Genomic DNA, 15,791 nt, shown 5'->3' with positions numbered 1-15,791 from the left:
TCGAGAATGACAACCGTCAAATTCACCGCGATGAAGGATGGTGACAGGGACGATTACGAGTTCCTGACCGCCCATGAAATCGACTACGCCGCCAAGACCGGCGATCGTCTGCTCGACGCTTTGGTGCAACTCGACGAAGGCCTGTCGGGCTACAAGATCACCCGGCTCGGCCATTCGCTGCAGGCGGCGACGCGCGCCTGGCGCGACGGCGCCGACACCGACTGGATCGCCTGCGCGCTGCTGCACGACATCGGCGACATCTACGCGCCCTACAATCACGACGAATACGCCGCTTCGATCCTGAAACCCTTCGTGCGCGAGCAATGCACCTGGGTGGTGGAAAAGCACGGTGACTTCCAGCGGCTCTATTACGCCCACCATCTCGGCGGCAATCGCCATGCGCGCGACCGCTTTGCCGGCCATGCCTATTTCGACGACTGCGACCAGTTTTGCGAACGCTGGGACCAGTCGAGCTTTGACCCCGATTACGAGACGCTGCCGATCGACTTCTTCCGGCCCTTCGTGCTCGAGGTCTTCGCCCGCAAGGCCTACGACCCCGCGGTGATCCGCGCCGGCGAGCGCGTGCCTCTCATCGATCCCGAAACAGCCAGGACAAGAACCGGAGCTTCCGCATGAGCATCATCAACAAGGCGGCCGCCATTGGCGGCGGTGTCATCGGCGCCGGCTGGGTGGCGCGGCTGCTCTTGAACGGCATCGACGTGTCGATCTTCGATCCGGACCCGGAAGCCTCGCGCAAGGTCTCGGAAGTGATGAAGGGCGCGCGCCGCGCCTACAAACAGATGGTGCCCGGCGGCCTGCCGAAGGAAGGCAAGCTGACCTTCGCCAAGACGATCGCGGAGGCCGTTGCCGACGCCGACTTCATCCAGGAAAGCGTGCCGGAACGGCTCGACCTCAAGCACAAGGTGCTGGCCGAGATCGACGCCCATGCGCCGGCAAACGCCATTGTCGGCTCGTCGACCTCCGGCATCAAACCGACCGATATGCAGGTGGCGATGAAGAAGCACCCGGAGCGGCTGGTCGTCGGCCATCCGTTCAACCCGGTCTACCTCCTGCCGCTGGTCGAAATCGTCGGCGGCGATCAGACCTTCCCCGAGGCCATCGAGGTCGCCAAGGAGATCTATGCCTCGATCGGCATGAAGCCGGTCGTCATCCGCAAGGAGATCGAAGCCTTCGTCGGCGATCGCCTGCTCGAAGCGGCCTGGCGCGAAGCGCTGTGGCTGATCAAGGACGGCATCTGCACGGTCGAGGAACTCGACGACATCATGCGCTACGGCTTCGGCCTGCGCTGGGCGCAGATGGGCATGTTCCAGGTCTATCGCGTCGCCGGCGGCGAGGCCGGCATGCGCCACTTCATGGCCCAGTTCGGCCCATGCCTGAAATGGCCGTGGACCAAGCTCATGGACGTGCCCGAATTCAACGACGAGCTGGTCGACCTGATCGCCACCCAGTCGGACGACCAGGCGCACGGCCTGTCGATCCGCGAACTGGAAAAGATCCGCGACGACAATCTGGTCGCGATCATGGATGCGCTGTCGAAGCAGAACAAGGGCAAGGGCTGGGGTGCGGGCGCCTTGCACAAGGACTACACCAGGCAGTTGGCCAAGCTGGCGGCGAAGAAGCCGGCGGCCTCAAAGGCTGCCGAAAAGGCCAAGGCCTCCAAGCCGGTGAAGAAGGCGGAAAAGCCGAAGAAAAAGAAGAAAGGCTGAGACCATGGATTTCGGGCTGTCGGAGGAACAGAAGCTCATTGTCGAGACGACGCGCGCCTTCGTCGAGAACGAGCTTTACCCGCATGAACGCGAGGTCGAGCGCACAGGCGTGCTGCGCCGCGACCTGATCGAGGAGCTCAAGGCCAAGGCGATCGAAGCCGGTCTCTATGCCGCCAACATGCCGGCGGACGTTGGCGGTGCCGGCCTCGATACGGTGACCTGGCTGCTCTACGAAAAGGAACTCGGCCGCGCCAATTACGCGCTGCATTGGACCTGTGTCGCGCGTCCCTCCAACATCCTGTTGGCCGGCACGCCGGAGCAGCGCGAAAAATACCTGTTCCCGTGCATTCGCGGCGAGAAGTGGGATTGCCTGGCGATGACCGAGCCGGGCGCCGGCTCGGACCTGCGCGGCATGAAGGCGACCGCGGTGCAGGATGGCGACGACTGGGTGCTGAACGGCACCAAGCACTTTATCTCCCACGCCGACCTCGCGGATTTCGCGATTTGCTTCATGGCCTCGGGAGAGGAAGAAACCGCCCGGGGAAAACGCAAGAAGATCACCGCCTTCTTCGTCGACAAGGGCACCAAGGGATTCGCGGTACGCGACGGCTACCGCAATGTCTCGCATCGTGGCTACACCAACGCCATCCTCGAATTCGACGATTGCCGGCTGCCGGCAAGCCAGGTGCTCGGCGAAGTGCACAAGGGCTTCGACGTCGCCAATTCCTGGCTCGGCGCCACCCGCCTGCAGGTCGGCGCCACCTGTCTCGGCCGGGCCGAGCGGGCGCTCGGCCACGCCATCGAGTATTCCGCGCAGCGCCAGCAGTTCGGCCAGCAGATCGGCAAGTTCCAGGGTGTCTCGTTCAAGCTTGCCGACATGGCCACGGAACTGAAAGCGGCCGACCTGATGGTGTTCGAAGCCGGCTGGAAATACGATCAGGGCACGGTCACCGACCAGGACATGGCCATGGCCAAGCTGAAGGCCACCGAAATGCTGGCCTACGTCGCCGACGAAGCGATCCAGATCCATGGCGGCATGGGGCTGATGGACGACCTGCCGCTGGAGCGCATCTGGCGCGACGCCCGCGTCGAGCGCATCTGGGAAGGCACGTCGGAGATTCAGCGACATATTATTTCGCGGGCGCTGCTGCGCCCGTTCGGAGCTTAGAGCATGATCGCCCAAGCCGGGATTCGGTTTTGTCGGGCAAACGAGATCGTCTGTCCTGGGATCGCGCTCAAACGAAAAGATGACCATGCATAAACTCGAACGTCTCCTGCGCCCGAAATCCATCGCCGTCTTCGGCGGCGTGCAGGCCGCCGCCGTCGTCGCGCAATCGATCAAGATGGGCTTTGCCGGCGAAATCTGGCCTGTGCATCCGACCAAGGACGAGGTTGCCGGCCGCAAGGCCTATCGCTCGGTTGCCGATCTTCCAGGCGCGCCGGATGCCGCCTTTGTCGGCGTCAACCGCCATCTGACCATCGAGGTCGTCAAGGCGCTGGCCGAGCGCGGCGCCGGTGGCGCCGTCTGCTTTGCCGCCGGTTTCCTCGAAACCGAGGCCTATGACGACGATGGCGAACGGTTGCAGGCCGAACTGGTCGCGGCCGCCGGCCAGATGCCGATCATCGGCCCGAACTGCTATGGCCTGATCAACTATGCGGACGGCGCGCTTCTGTGGCCCGACCAGCATGGCGGCATCAGGCTGGAGGAAGGCGGCAAGGGCGTCGCCATCATCACCCAGTCCTCCAACATCGCCATCAACATGACGATGCAGAAGCGTGGCCTGCCGATCGCCTTCCTGATGACCGCCGGCAACCAGGCGCAGACCGGCCTGTCCGAGATGGCGCTCGGCCTGATCGAGGATGAACGGGTGACCTCGCTCGGCCTGCACATCGAGGCTTTTGACTCCGTAGCCGGCTTCGAACGGTTGGCGGCACGCGCGCGCGAACTGAAGAAGCCGATCATTGCCATGAAGGTCGGGCGTTCCGAGCAGGCACGGCAGGCGACCGTCTCGCACACAGCCTCGCTCGCCGGCTCGGACGCGGCCTCGGGCGCCTTTCTGAGGCGGCTTGGCATTGCCCGCGTCGATTCCATCCCGGCCTTTATCGAGGCGCTGAAGCTGCTGCACATCACCGGTCCGCTGCCCGGCTATCGCCTGTCGTCGATGAGCTGTTCGGGCGGCGAAGCCTCCGTCATGGCAGACAGCGCCGAAGGGCGCTGGGTCAACTTCCCGGTCCTGACGGAACAGCACCGCGCTCATGTCAAATCGACGCTCGGGCCACTGGTCGCGGTCGCCAACCCATTGGATTATCACACCTTCATCTGGAACAACGAGCCGGCGATGACCGCCACCTTCACCGCCATGGTGTCGGGCGGTTTCGACCTCAACATGCTGGTGCTCGACTTTCCGCGCCCGGACCGCTGCTCGGTCACTGACTGGTGGGCGACGCTGCGCGCCTTCGAATCGGCGCTGAAGACCAACAAGGCGCATGGCGCCATCGTCTCCTCGCTACCGGAGAACCTGCCCGAGGAATACACCGCCGAACTGATGGCGCGCGGCATGGTGCCGTTGTTCGGCATTTCCGAGGCGATGGATGCCGCCGGCGCGGCGGCCTTCATCGGCTGGGCATGGGCTGAACCGCAGGCGCAGCCGGTCGACACCTCCGCCGCCGGTGCCGCCGGCGGCGAGCATGTCACGCCTGACGAGGCCGAAGCCAAGGCGCGGCTGATCAAGGCCGGGCTTCCCGTGCCGAAGGGCGAGCGTGCCGGCAATGCGGTCGAAGCGGTGATCTCCTCGATGGCGCTCGGCTTTCCCGTCGCCCTGAAGGCGCTGGGCGTCACTCACAAATCCGAGGTCGGCGCCGTCAGGCTCAACCTCAAGGACGCGGAATCCGTCAGCACGGCGGCACATGATCTGCTGCCGCTCGGCACCGGCCTCTATGTCGAACGCATGGTGCGCGACGGCGTCGCCGAACTGATTGTCGGCTTCACCCGTGATCCGATGTTCGGCGCGGTCATGACGCTCGGCACCGGCGGCGTCCTGGTCGAATTGCTGCGTGACAGCGTCACCTTGATGCTCCCGGCGACCCGCGACGACATCGAGGCGGCACTGCGCGGCCTGAAGCTGTTCCCGCTGCTCGAGGGCTATCGCGGCCGGCCGAAGGCCGACGTCGCGGCGGCCATCGACGCCATCGCGGGCATTGCCGGCTTCGTGCAGAAGAATGCCGGCGAGATCGAGGAACTCGACATCAACCCGCTGATCGTCTGCGTCGAAGGCAAGGGTGCCTGGATCGCCGACGCGCTGCTGGTGCTGGGAGAGAACAAGAATGTCTGACGTCATTTCGACCCGCCGCGAAGGCTCGATCCTCGAGGTCACGCTCGACCGGCCCAAGGCCAACGCCATCGACCTGAAGACGTCGCGGTTGATGGGCGAAACCTTCAAGGCGTTCCGCGACGATCCGGAACTGCGCGTCGCCATTGTCAAGACCGCGGGCGACAAGTTCTTCTGTGCCGGCTGGGACCTGAAGGCGGCCGCCGGCGGCGACGCGGTCGACGGCGACTACGGTGTCGGCGGCTTTGCCGGGCTGCAGGAATTGCGCGACTTGAACAAGCCGGTCATCGCTTGCGTCAACGGCATGGCGGTCGGCGGTGGCTTCGAACTGGCGCTGTCCTGCGACCTCATCTACGCCTCCGATCACTCTTCCTTCGCGCTGCCGGAGATTCGCGCCGGCACGCTGGCCGATGCGGCGACGATCAAGCTGCCCAAGCGCATCCCCTACCATGTCGCCATGGATCTCCTGCTTACCGGACGCTGGATGGATGTCGCCGAGGCGCACCGCTGGGGTCTGGTCAACGAGGTGCTACCCAGGGAAAAGCTCGAGGATCGCGTCTGGGAGATCGCCCGCCTGCTGGCCAGCGGTCCGCCGCTGGTGTTTGCGGCGATCAAGGAGACGGCACGCGTGGCCGAAGCGCTGACCTTCCAGGACGCCATGAACAAGGTGACGCGCCGCCAGTTGGCGACGGTTGATGCGCTCTACGGCTCCGAAGACAATATGGAAGGTTTCCGCGCCTTCGCCGAAAAGCGTGATCCGGTGTGGAAGGGGAAGTGAGCCACCTTACCCCCGTTATGGGAGGGTCGGATCGAAGGTCCGGGGTGGGTGAAGCGCCGTCACCCCCACCGCGGTGACCTCCTCCATCAAGGGGGGGGAAGGAGTTCCATGACCGACTACACGAAACTCATTGACGCCGAGACCTCGGCCTTCATAGAGCGGACCAATTCCTACTATCCGCCCGATACGATCGACTACACAATCGCGCAGCAGCGCGAGATCTATGACCGCATGTGCCGCGAATTCTTTGCCGGCTATCCCGAGGGCGTGGCGGTCGAAACCTCAACCATTGCAACGACCACGCACGAAATCCCGATCCGCATCTACCGAAGCGCTCCGCAACCGACGGCGACAGTGCTCTACATCCATGGCGGCGGCTTCATTCTTGGCGGGCTGGACAGCCATGACGATGTCTGCGCCGAGCTCTGCGCCCGCACCGGCCATGAGGTTGTCTCGGTCGATTACCGGCTTGCGCCGGAGCATCTGCATCCGGCCGCCTTCGACGACGCGATGAGCGCCTTCGCGTGGGTTGCATCCACCCGCGACAGGCCCATCCTGCTCTGTGGCGACAGTGCCGGCGGCAATCTCTGCGCCGCCGTTGCGCACGCCACACGCGGCCGCGCGAAACGGCCGGTGGGCCAGGTGCTGATCTATCCCGGCCTTGGCGGCGACCGCTCGAAGGGTTCCTATGTCACGCATGCCGAAGCGCCGATGCTGACCATGCGCGATCTCGAATTCTACAAGCATATCCGCACCGGTGGCGCGGACCGGGCCGGCGACATAACACTCTCGCCGCTGGCCGACACCGACTTCGCCAACCTGCCGCCGACGGTACTGATCACCGCCGAGTGCGATCCGCTGTCGTCCGACGGCGAGACCTATCGCGACCGGATCATCGCGGCGGGCGGGCGGGCCACCTGGTTCGAGGAGCCGGGTCTGGTGCATGGCTACCTCAGGGCCCGGCACACGGTCGGTCGCGCTCGCGAAAGTTTCACGCGGATCGTCGACGCGGTCGCTGCGCTCGGACGGGGCGCCTGACCTCACGGACTGCCAGGACATATGCGGCGTATATAATTCAGGCCAAAACCTCCTCTCGAATTCCTATGCGGCCAGCGATTATGTAGTTCCGGGCCGCTGCCTGACTGAGGCCCGATCAACAAACTGGCTTCAGACGACCATGAAATCACATTCAGCCTGGCTGACCTCCGGGGCCAGCCAAAGGGTGCCGACGGAGTATTTCGTCCTGGCAAATCTCAGGGAAAAGGGGAAGATCATCGGGCGGCTCGCAGATCATCCGATCGCCGATATCGTCGTCGATGCGAGTGGACTGCAATACCGTTTTGTCGGCGTTGCACCTCGCGACCGCAGCGGGCGCTTCGATGTCGAGGCGCTCCGCACCGGGGAATGGATCGTCCAGCCGGGGCTGGTCTATGCCGTTGACAGCAAGGCGCCTTCGTCAAGGCCGCCACGGCACGGGCGAGGCCGGCACCGGTCTTGATTGCACGGCGCCGGCGATGCTCCCGTTCAGGCCCAGCATGGCCTCGCGTATCGCGGTCTCGGTTTCAGGACGAACCGGAGTCAGCGGCAAACGCACATCGGCGCTCATGCCCAGCGCCAGGCTCATTGCGTATTTGACCGGCACCGGATTGCTCTCAAGCTCCAATGCCGCGATCAGCGGCCGCAGGCGATGATGGATGGCGCGCGCGGTGTGATGGTCACCCTGCCTGCACGCATCATGCATCTCGACGCACAGTCGCGGCGCGATATTGGAGATCACCGAGATCGTTCCACGGCCGCCCATCGTGTTGAAGCCGAACGACGTCGCGTCGTGGCCGGAGAGGCAGATGAAGCGGCGCCTGAGCACAGCCGGAAGCATGGATAGCCGGCTCACATCCCCGGTTGCGTCCTTGATGCCGATGATGGTTGGGATCTGCGCCAAGCGTCCGAGCGTCTCCTCGGACAGGTCTAAGCCGGTTCGCGCCGGCACATTGTAGATGATGATCGGTATCCTGACCTTGGCAGCGACCGCCTCGAAATGGCGAAAGATCCCTTCCTGGCTCGGCCTGTTGTAGTAGGGCGTCACGATGAGAGCGGCATCGGCGCCAAAGGCCTCGGCGGCTGTCGAAAAGGCGATTGTCGTCTCGGTGCTGTTCGTGCCGGTTCCGGCGATAACAGGCACTCTGCCGGCGGCGATCTTCACGCACAGCGCAATGATGTCGAGGCGCTCCTCCCACGACAGGGTGGGGGCCTCACCTGTGGTGCCGCATGGGACCAGCCCGTTGATCCCTTGTTCGATCTGCCAGCGCAACAGCGCGGTCAGTTGCTTCAGATCGACCTCGCCGTCGGTGAACGGCGTTACCAGCGCGGTCATCGCTCCGGTCAGGCGCATTCGGGCTTGTTCGGGTGTCATGGGATTCTCCTGGATGAATTTTTGGATACACCGTCTTTTCGAGGTGCGAGGAAAGCAGGGCCGACAGCAGCGCGGCAGCCAGATCGGTGTGGTCCGCTTCTGCCCTGCCGGCCTTGGTCGGTGGCCCTGCGGATGTGATTTCAATGGAGCAAAACCAGCGCTCGCCGATCTTGCTGATGGCCGATACCGAACGCTCCGGCTTCGACGACGCGACCAGCAGGAGGACGGCGTCTAGGATGGCGCCGGCCTCCATCAGACCGGCGAATCGCCGGCCTTGCCGGGACGATCTGTCGAGCGACAAGGCGCGTGCCGCCTCCCAAAGCTGGTGTTCGAGCAGCCGGCCGACATGCGGCAGGCGATCGAGCAATCCGGCGAGATCGGCGCTGTTGGGGCCAGCAATGGTGTTGGAATTGTCCATGGCCAGATCGTTCCGATCAGCTCGGAACGGGCGCGGCTCAGTTGAACAGGGAAAGCCGCACACTCGCCGGTGCGAAGCGTATCGCGCCGGCCCGATGGCCGCTTTCCATGGTGGCGAAACGGACAGCGGAATTCTTGTCGGCAAAAACGCCGCCGGTCTGGCCTTCTTCGTCACGCGCGATCCAGTGGCCTTCGCCATCGCGCCCGACGATGAAGCGGTGAAGGGCGTTTCCGTCGGGGGGAATAGGGGAGCTTTGCATGGTCATCTCCTGCCTTTCAGGAAAGCTGGGCAGCGATCGCGGCGGCGGCCAGCAAGGCGCCGACGACCAGGAGCCACCATGTCGGTGTGAACGGCGCGATCAGGCTGACCGGCCGGCGATTGGTGTTCGCCACACGCCTGATCTGTTCGACCTGCGACGCCGGCAGCGGACGATGAGTGGGCAGATAGAGCCCGTCTGAGAGGAACATCGAAGACTTCCTTCTTTCTGGTACCGCCGCCACAAGGTGACGGCCGCCTGCAGCGGCTCAGCACCGGCTGCACTCGGAAAGATAAAAGCATCGGCATTTGTATTCGAGGCGGACGAAATCTGAAAAATATAAAAAAGTCATATGTTTATCACTCGGGCGTATAAGAAGCCCAAGCTGGAAAAAAAGGCCACGTTGGCGCCGTTCACGCCAGCGAGGCGGCCGCCGCCCGGCCGGCGCTGCGGCCGGAGAAGATGCAGCCGCCGAGGAATGTGCCTTCAAGCGCGGCATAGCCATGCACGCCGCCGCCGCCGAAGCCGGCGGCCTCGCCAACGGCATAGAGACCGGCGACCGGTTGGCCATCGGCGCCCAGCACGCGGCTGTCAAGATCGGTCTGCAGGCCGCCCAGCGTCTTGCGGGTCAGGATGTTGAGCCGCACCGCGATCAGCGGGCCGTTCGCCGGGTCGAGCATCTTGTGCGGCTTGGCCGTGCGGATGAGCTTGTCGCCGAGATAGGCGCGGGCGCCGCGCAATGCGGTAATCTGCATGTCCTTGGAGAACGAATTGTCGAGTTGCCGGTCGCGGGCGCGGATCTCGCGCTCGACCTGGGCAAGCTGGAGCAGCGGCTCGCCGCCGGCCAGCGCGTTCATGCGCGCGACCAGTTTCGAAAGGTCGGCTTCGACGATGAAGTCTTCGCCCTTCTCCATGAAGGCTTTCACCGGACCCGGTATTCCCGATGTCGCGCGGCCGAGCACCTGGCGCCAGCTCTTGCCGGTCAGGTCCGGGTTCTGCTCGGAGCCCGACAGCGCGAACTCCTTCTGGATGATTTTCCTGGTCAGGATGAACCAGGAATAGTCGAAGCCGGTGCTCATGATATGGCTGAGCGTGCCCAGCGTGTCGAAACCGGGATAGAGCGGCACCGGCAGGCGTTTTCCCCTGGCATCGAGCCATAGCGAGGACGGACCGGGCAGGATGCGGATCGCATGCTCGGTCCAGATCGGCGCCCAGTTCCTGATGCCTTCGACATAGTGCCACATACGGTCGCGGTTGATGATCGAACCGCCGGCAGCTTCGGTGATCGCCAGCATGCGGCCGTCGACATGGTCGGGCACGCCAGCGATCATGCGCTTCGGCGCGGCACCCAACCGCTTGGGCCAGTTTTCGCGCACCAGCTGATGGTTGCCGCCGATGCCGCCGGAGGCGACGATCACCGCTTGCGCATGCAGCTCGAATTCGCCTGATACCTGGCGCGAGCTCTTGTGGCCGCGTTCGACCGTGCTCGGCTCAAGGATGTCGCCGCGCACACCGGTCACGACGCCGCCCGTCCGTGTAAGTTCATTGACGCGGTGGCGGAACCTGAAGCTGACCAATCCACGCTTTTGCGCCTCGCGCACGCGCAGTACAAAAGGTTCGAGCACGCCGGGACCGGTGCCCCAGGTGATGTGGAAGCGCGGCACCGAATTGCCGTGGCCGATCGCGTTGCCGCCGCCGCGCTCGGCCCAGCCGACGACAGGAAAGAACTTCAGGCCGCGCTCGATCAGCCAGGAACGTTTCTCGCCGGCGGCGAAACCGACATAGGCCTCCGCCCATTTGCGCGGCCAGACATCCTCCGGCCGGTCGAAGGCGGCGGTGCCCATCCAGTCCTCGAGCGCCAGATCATGCGAATCGCGGATGCGCATGCGCCGTTGCTCGGGTGAATCGACGAGGAAAAGGCCACCGAACGACCAGAACGCCTGGCCGCCGAGCGACTGCTCCGGCTCCTGGTCGACGATGATGATCTTCTTGCCGGCCTCGGCAAGCTCGGCGGCGGCAACCAGCCCGGCAAGGCCGGCGCCGACAATGATCACGTCCGCGTCGTCAGCCATCTCTCCTCCAGGAATTAGCCGGTCAACGCAATTCCAGGCGCAAGGGGTTTTCCGTCCGGAATTGCGTCAAGCAAGAGCTAGACGGCCTCCCAGCCGTCCTTGCCGCCGGCGCGGAAGATGGCATCGATGACCTTCTGGTTGAGCACGGACTCCTCCAGCGTGAAAACACGTTCCTTGCCGCCCTGCGCCGCCCGCGCGAATGTTTCGACCTCCAGCCGGTACTGCTGCGTGCCGGGGAAGCGGAACACTTGCGCTTCGGTGTGGTTCTGGTTGTGCAATTCGACGCGGTGATGGTCATAGAGCCCGGCATTGAACGGGGAAAAGACCTCGATGAAACCCTTCTCGCCGTGGAACACCATTACCTGGCGCGCCGCCATCTGCGTCGACAAATAGAAGGACAGCTCGAAATCGCCGAAATCTGCGCGGATCGAGGAATAGATGTCGGTGCCGAATGTCTTGTCGCGCTCGATCGTCGCCTGGACACGGCTAGGCTCCTTGCCGGTCGAAAACCGCGTCGACACTGTCGGGTAAACGCCGATATCGGGCAGCGCGCCGCCGCCGAGATCAAGCTGGTTGCGCATGTTGTGGGGGTCGACATTGTAGTAGGAGAACGCGCCCTGCACATGGCGCAGCCGGCCGATGGCGCCGCTGGCGATAAGGTCGCGCACCTTGATCCATTGCGGGTGATAGATGACCATGAAGGCCTCGCAGACCAGCACCTTCTTTTGGTCGCGCAGCTTGATCAGTGGGAGGATGTCCTTGGCGTCGAGCGCCAGCGGCTTTTCGACCAGCACATGTTTTCCCGCCTCGATCGCCTTGGCCGTCCATTCGACATGCTGCGATGTCGGCAGCGGAATGTAGACGCCGTCAACATCCTTGGAGGCGAGCAGTTCCTCATAGGAGCCGAAGGCATGGCGGGCGCCGAAACGCTCGGCCAGGGCCTTGGCCTTCGACAGGTCGCGGCTGGCAATCGCCGAAAGCACGCCGTTCTCCGCCTCGACGATTGCCGGCAACAACTGCTCGCGGCCGATCTTGGCCGTCGACAACACACCCCATCGGAACATGACGCTTCTCCATCTCGACTATATCGATGGAGGTGTGCCCCAATTTCGGAGAAAAGCCAATCGCGGACGCGGATCACAAAGCGCCTTCGTCATCCTCGGACTTGACCCGAGGATCCATGCCGTGACCTCGGCCGAAGGATGCAATGGTGCAGAATTCTGGAGCGTTGCAACGCTTGCTCGCCACGGCATGGATTCCAGAGTCTCCGCGACGGAGCTTCGCCCCTGCTTCGCCCTGGATGACGAACCTCCAGGGATGCGCGAAGTGGAGACTCAGCTCCGCTTCCCCGTCAGCGTCATGTTGAAATCGACGATGTTGGAATAGAGCGGCGTACCGACATCCATACCGTAGCGTGACCTCAGCACCTTGCCGGTGACATGGAATTTTATCGTGCCAGCCTTCAACCCAGCGAGTTCGGCAGTGAATTTTTCCGGAAACGTCTTGCCGCGTGCCGTCAGCCTGCCGGTGACCAGGGCTGATGTATCACCGGTACGGGTCACGCTGGTCGAGCGGAACTGGATCTCCGGGCTGTTGGCCGCGTCGAACACCGCGTCGGAGCGCAGGAAGGCATCGATACGGCTCTGGCCGGTACCGACGCTTTCCGGATAGATGGTCAGATCGACTTTCGAATGGCCGATATCTCCGTTGTCGATGCGGATCGTGCCTTTGAAGCGGGCGAAGGCGCCATCGAAGCCGCCGCCGCCGGCCTTGCCTATGGTGAAACGGATGCTGGAGCCTGCCGGGCTGATCGTGTAGCTGCCGGCGGCGTCACTCAGCGCCACCGCAGCAGTGGCGGGCACGGCCAGGCATGCGGCAAGAGCCGCGAATCCAAGGATGCGCGCATGCATGGGATCGATCCTTTCCTGGAGGCAACGCGTTTAGCGTCCTCACCCCACAAACGAGCGAACCGCCCGCTCTATTCCCTGCCTGACGAAGGCGTGATCATGCGCGTGAGCACGCTGTCGCGCAGCAGGAAGTGGTGGCGCAAGGCGGCGGCGGCATGCAGCGCGACAAGCGCGATGCCGGCATAGGCGAGATACCAGTGCGCCGCCGCCCAGAAGCTTTCCGCGCTATCGGATTCCGCCAAAGGCAGGTTGGGCATTACGAACAGGTTGAACGGCATGGTAGGAATTTCCAGTGTCGACACCGAAACCAGCGCCCAGCCTGACAAGGGCAAGGCGAGCTGGAAGGCATAGAGCGCCAGATGCGCGAGCGGGGCCGTACGCCGCTCCAGCGCGCCAACCGATGGCGGCAAGGGTGGCGCCGCGTTGCCGAGCCGCCAGGCGATGCGCAGTATGATGAGGCCAAGCAGCAGAAAGCCGAGGGACTTGTGCAACTGGATCAGCTCGAAGGCGGTGCGTTGGCTGGTCAGCCGCACCATGATGAAACCGAGCACGAACTGGCCGATGAAGATGATCCCGATCAGCCAGTGAAGAAGGATCGTCGCCCAGCCGTAGCGGGTTGGCGTGTTGGTGATGGAGGTTTGCATGGAAGGCGAACGCCGTCGAACTACGCTTTCTTCCCGACGGCAGCGCTGCCCCTCATTGCCCGCCGGGCATTTCTCCCTGTAAACGGGGCGAAAGGGGGCAGTGGCGCCCGCAGTGCTCTTTCCCCAACCTTGGTGATTGGCGAAATCATCGATGAGAGCGTCCCTCGCCCCGTTTACGGAGAGAGGATGCCGACGGGCAGGTGAGGGGCAGCACTAGCCTTGATAAGGAATGCACCCGATTGCAGCGATTGCTCTGCACCGTCGTTCTACCCACTCACCTTGAAGAAATCAACGAAAGCCCGCAGCGCCGGGCGCGTCTGCCGGCGGCTGGGATAATAGACGAAGAACCCGTCGAAAGGTGGACACCAGTCGTCCAGTACGCGGATCAGCCTGCCATCGGCGAGCGGGGCGCGAACATAGTCCTCGAAGACGAAGGCGAGGCCGGCGCCGTCGACTGCGGCTTGCGCGATCAGATGGTCCTCGTCGAGGATCAGCGGCCCTTGCGCGGCAATCTCGATTCCCTCGCCGCCCTTTTCGAATTCCCAGCGGTAGAGGATGCCGCTGGAGAAGCGGAAGCGGATGCAGCGATGGTCGGCAAGGTCGTGCGGGTGATGCGGTCTCGGCATGGCCGCGAAATAGGATGGCGCGCCGACCACCGCGCCGCGCATGTGCGGCCCGATGCGCACCGCGATCATGTCGCGCTGCAGGCTCTCGCCGAGCCGCACACCGGCGTCGAAGCCACCTTCGACAACATCGGTGAAGCGATCCTCGATGACGATCTCCAGCACGATGTCGGGATAGGCCGATGCAAAGGCGCCCAGCTTGGGCGTCAGCACCAGATGCGCTGCCGTGCGCGGCACGCTGAGCCTCAGATTCCCGGCCGGCCGGTCGCGCGCCTCGACCGCCGTCTCCAGCGCCAGGTCGATCTCGGAAAGGGCCGGGCGCAAACGCTCCAGCAATTGCGCCCCCTCTTCGGTCGGCGCCACGCTGCGCGTGCTGCGCGCCAGCAGCCGCACGCCAAGTCGCGCTTCCAGGCTGGACACCGCATGGCTGACCGCCGACGGCGCGATAGCCAATTCCCTGGCCGCGCCGCGAAAACTGCCGCATTGGGCGACGGTTGCCAGCACCGCCAGCTGTGAAAGATGCGCTCGGTTCATTGATCTATTTCTTAGAACGACCCGTGCATAGATGAACCGATTATCGAGCATGGCGCAAGACGCTACATCGGCGGCATCACAACAAGGAGATCTCGTGATGCAAACCCGCAAATTGGGAACTGAACTCGAAGTCTTCCCCGTCGGTCTCGGCTGCATGGGCATGAGTTTTGGTTATGGCGGTCAGCCGGAGGCCGAGGCGATCGCCACCTTGCGGCGCGCCGTCGAGATCGGCGTCAACTTCTTCGACACTGCCGAAGTCTATGGCCCCTACGAGAATGAGATCCTGCTCGGCAAGGCGCTGAAGTCGGTGCGCGAGAAGGTGACCATCGCCACCAAATTCGGCTTCAAGATCCTGGAGGAAGGCACCGGCACCGACCGCATGGCCGGCGTCGACAGCCGTCCCGAGCACGTCAAGGCGGTCGCCGAGGCCTCGCTAAAGCGGCTCGGCACCGATGTCATCGACCTCTACTACCAGCACCGTGTCGACCCCAACGTGCCGATCGAGGACACGGTCGGCGCCATGGCCGAGCTGGTGCGCGAGGGCAAGGTGCGCGCGCTCGGCCTGTCGGAGGCAAGTGCCGCGACCATCCGCCGGGCGCATGCCGTTCATCCGATCGCGGCCGTGCAGAGCGAATATTCGCTGTGGAGCCGCGACCCGGAACAGGAGGTGTTCGCCGTCTGCCGCGAACTCGGCATCGGCTTCGTCCCCTACAGCCCGCTCGGCCGTGGCCTTTTGACCGGCACCATCGCCAAGCCCGAAACGCTTGACGATGGCGACTGGCGCCGCATCTTGCCGCGCTTCCAGGCCGAGGCCATGGAAGCCAACGCCAAGGTTGTCGCCACGCTGGAAGGGATGGCGACTGAAAAGGGCGTCACCCCGGCGTAGCTGGCGCTCGCCTGGGTGCTGCACCAAGGCGATTTCATCGTCCCGATCCCCGGCGCGCGAAAGATCCGCCATCTCGAGCAGAACACGGCGGCGGCGAACATCGAACTGAGTGCGGCTGAGGTGGCGGCGATTGGTGACGCGCTGTCGCCGGATAAGGTGATGGGCAAGCGCTATACGGAGGAGTTGTTGGCGCTGGTGAATGGGTGA

16 protein-coding genes and 1 pseudogene are annotated in these 15,791 nt (G+C 64.1%); 8 read left to right on the top strand and 9 right to left on the bottom strand.

The window, feature by feature from the left end; translation table 11 throughout:
• Positions 1 to 6: 6 nt before the first annotated feature.
• The 7 genes from EB230_RS02300 to EB230_RS02270 all read left to right on the top strand — a co-directional run bounded on the left by EB230_RS02300 (position 7) and on the right by EB230_RS02270 (position 7,332).
• Positions 7 to 636 (top strand): HD domain-containing protein, encoded by a 630-nt coding sequence (locus EB230_RS02300; protein WP_056568940.1) that lies wholly within the window; start codon positions 7 to 9, stop codon positions 634 to 636.
• The gene (locus EB230_RS02295) at positions 633 to 1,727 is read left to right on the top strand and encodes a carnitine 3-dehydrogenase (protein ID WP_056568943.1); all 1,095 of its coding nucleotides are present in this window, start codon (positions 633 to 635) and stop codon (positions 1,725 to 1,727) included. Before EB230_RS02300 ends, EB230_RS02295 begins: the two co-directional genes overlap by 4 nt.
• Positions 1,728 to 1,731: 4 nt before the next feature.
• Positions 1,732 to 2,895 carry an acyl-CoA dehydrogenase gene (locus EB230_RS02290; RefSeq protein ID WP_172371199.1) on the top strand — a complete coding sequence of 388 codons (1,164 nt, stop codon included), beginning with the start codon at positions 1,732 to 1,734 and terminating at the stop codon, positions 2,893 to 2,895.
• An 85-nt stretch (positions 2,896 to 2,980) separates the two neighbouring features.
• Positions 2,981 to 5,059 (top strand): acetate--CoA ligase family protein, encoded by a 2,079-nt coding sequence (locus tag EB230_RS02285; RefSeq protein ID WP_172371197.1) that lies wholly within the window; start codon positions 2,981 to 2,983, stop codon positions 5,057 to 5,059.
• The gene (locus tag EB230_RS02280) at positions 5,052 to 5,834 is read left to right on the top strand and encodes a carnitinyl-CoA dehydratase (RefSeq protein WP_172371195.1); all 783 of its coding nucleotides are present in this window, start codon (positions 5,052 to 5,054) and stop codon (positions 5,832 to 5,834) included. The genes EB230_RS02285 and EB230_RS02280 overlap by 8 nt, the downstream gene beginning before the upstream one ends.
• A gap of 108 nt (positions 5,835 to 5,942) precedes the next feature.
• On the top strand, positions 5,943 to 6,872 hold the full coding sequence (locus EB230_RS02275; protein WP_172371193.1) for an alpha/beta hydrolase: 930 nt from the start codon (positions 5,943 to 5,945) through the stop codon (positions 6,870 to 6,872).
• A gap of 139 nt (positions 6,873 to 7,011) precedes the next feature.
• The gene (locus EB230_RS02270) at positions 7,012 to 7,332 is read left to right on the top strand and encodes a hypothetical protein (RefSeq protein ID WP_056568953.1); all 321 of its coding nucleotides are present in this window, start codon (positions 7,012 to 7,014) and stop codon (positions 7,330 to 7,332) included.
• Here EB230_RS02270 and dapA read toward each other — a convergent pair.
• The 9 genes from dapA to EB230_RS02230 form a co-directional block, all read right to left on the bottom strand.
• Positions 7,291 to 8,196 carry a 4-hydroxy-tetrahydrodipicolinate synthase gene (gene dapA / locus EB230_RS02265; RefSeq protein WP_246738973.1) on the bottom strand — a complete coding sequence of 302 codons (906 nt, stop codon included), beginning with the start codon at positions 8,194 to 8,196 and terminating at the stop codon, positions 7,291 to 7,293. The genes EB230_RS02270 and dapA overlap by 42 nt on opposite strands.
• Complete coding sequence (locus EB230_RS32525; protein WP_246738898.1) at positions 8,084 to 8,662, bottom strand: hypothetical protein; 579 nt, start codon at positions 8,660 to 8,662, stop codon at positions 8,084 to 8,086. Before EB230_RS32525 ends, dapA begins: the two co-directional genes overlap by 113 nt.
• A gap of 37 nt (positions 8,663 to 8,699) precedes the next feature.
• Entirely contained in the window at positions 8,700 to 8,921 is a 222-nt protein-coding gene (locus tag EB230_RS02260; RefSeq protein WP_244494015.1) for a hypothetical protein, read from the bottom strand.
• Between the two features lie 16 nt (positions 8,922 to 8,937).
• Complete coding sequence (locus EB230_RS02255; protein ID WP_056568963.1) at positions 8,938 to 9,129, bottom strand: hypothetical protein; 192 nt, start codon at positions 9,127 to 9,129, stop codon at positions 8,938 to 8,940.
• Between the two features lie 202 nt (positions 9,130 to 9,331).
• A complete protein-coding gene (locus EB230_RS02250; protein ID WP_056568965.1) occupies positions 9,332 to 10,990 on the bottom strand; it encodes an FAD-binding dehydrogenase in 1,659 nt (552 codons plus the stop codon).
• 77 nt (positions 10,991 to 11,067) lie between these two features.
• On the bottom strand, positions 11,068 to 12,054 hold the full coding sequence (locus EB230_RS02245) for a Gfo/Idh/MocA family oxidoreductase (protein ID WP_056568968.1): 987 nt from the start codon (positions 12,052 to 12,054) through the stop codon (positions 11,068 to 11,070).
• A 270-nt stretch (positions 12,055 to 12,324) separates the two neighbouring features.
• Positions 12,325 to 12,900, bottom strand: a complete 576-nt coding sequence (locus tag EB230_RS02240; RefSeq protein WP_056568972.1) for a YceI family protein — start codon at positions 12,898 to 12,900, stop codon at positions 12,325 to 12,327.
• A gap of 68 nt (positions 12,901 to 12,968) precedes the next feature.
• On the bottom strand, positions 12,969 to 13,541 hold the full coding sequence (locus EB230_RS02235) for a cytochrome b (RefSeq protein WP_056568975.1): 573 nt from the start codon (positions 13,539 to 13,541) through the stop codon (positions 12,969 to 12,971).
• A 266-nt stretch (positions 13,542 to 13,807) separates the two neighbouring features.
• Positions 13,808 to 14,698 (bottom strand): LysR family transcriptional regulator, encoded by an 891-nt coding sequence (locus EB230_RS02230; RefSeq protein WP_172371189.1) that lies wholly within the window; start codon positions 14,696 to 14,698, stop codon positions 13,808 to 13,810.
• Positions 14,699 to 14,795: 97 nt separating this feature from the next.
• On the opposite strand from EB230_RS02230, the pseudogene EB230_RS02225 reads away from it, so the two are divergent.
• Positions 14,796 to 15,791: pseudogene (locus EB230_RS02225) on the top strand (aldo/keto reductase).

This window comes from Mesorhizobium sp. NZP2234 (assembly GCF_013170765.1).
Classification (GTDB): Bacteria; Pseudomonadota; Alphaproteobacteria; order Rhizobiales; family Rhizobiaceae; genus Mesorhizobium; species Mesorhizobium loti_D.
This window is presented reverse-complemented; position numbering and strand designations above follow the sequence as displayed.

Excerpts from the sequence above, each read along its gene's own strand:
- EB230_RS02290 (WP_172371199.1), top strand. The coding sequence starts at position 1,732 with ATGGATTTCGGGCTGTCGGAGGAACAGAAGCTCATTGTCGAGACGACG.
- EB230_RS02240 (WP_056568972.1), bottom strand. The coding sequence starts at position 12,900 with ATGCATGCGCGCATCCTTGGATTCGCGGCTCTTGCCGCATGCCTGGCC.
- EB230_RS02250 (WP_056568965.1), bottom strand. The coding sequence starts at position 10,990 with ATGGCTGACGACGCGGACGTGATCATTGTCGGCGCCGGCCTTGCCGGG.
- EB230_RS02270 (WP_056568953.1), top strand. The coding sequence starts at position 7,012 with ATGAAATCACATTCAGCCTGGCTGACCTCCGGGGCCAGCCAAAGGGTG.
- EB230_RS02235 (WP_056568975.1), bottom strand. The coding sequence starts at position 13,541 with ATGCAAACCTCCATCACCAACACGCCAACCCGCTACGGCTGGGCGACG.
- EB230_RS02245 (WP_056568968.1), bottom strand. The coding sequence starts at position 12,054 with ATGTTCCGATGGGGTGTGTTGTCGACGGCCAAGATCGGCCGCGAGCAG.
- EB230_RS32525 (WP_246738898.1), bottom strand. The coding sequence starts at position 8,662 with ATGGACAATTCCAACACCATTGCTGGCCCCAACAGCGCCGATCTCGCC.
- EB230_RS02230 (WP_172371189.1), bottom strand. The coding sequence starts at position 14,698 with ATGAACCGAGCGCATCTTTCACAGCTGGCGGTGCTGGCAACCGTCGCC.
- EB230_RS02260 (WP_244494015.1), bottom strand. The coding sequence starts at position 8,921 with ATGCAAAGCTCCCCTATTCCCCCCGACGGAAACGCCCTTCACCGCTTC.
- EB230_RS02280 (WP_172371195.1), top strand. The coding sequence starts at position 5,052 with ATGTCTGACGTCATTTCGACCCGCCGCGAAGGCTCGATCCTCGAGGTC.
- EB230_RS02300 (WP_056568940.1), top strand. The coding sequence starts at position 7 with ATGACAACCGTCAAATTCACCGCGATGAAGGATGGTGACAGGGACGAT.
- EB230_RS02295 (WP_056568943.1), top strand. The coding sequence starts at position 633 with ATGAGCATCATCAACAAGGCGGCCGCCATTGGCGGCGGTGTCATCGGC.
- EB230_RS02285 (WP_172371197.1), top strand. The coding sequence starts at position 2,981 with ATGCATAAACTCGAACGTCTCCTGCGCCCGAAATCCATCGCCGTCTTC.
- EB230_RS02255 (WP_056568963.1), bottom strand. The coding sequence starts at position 9,129 with ATGTTCCTCTCAGACGGGCTCTATCTGCCCACTCATCGTCCGCTGCCG.
- EB230_RS02275 (WP_172371193.1), top strand. The coding sequence starts at position 5,943 with ATGACCGACTACACGAAACTCATTGACGCCGAGACCTCGGCCTTCATA.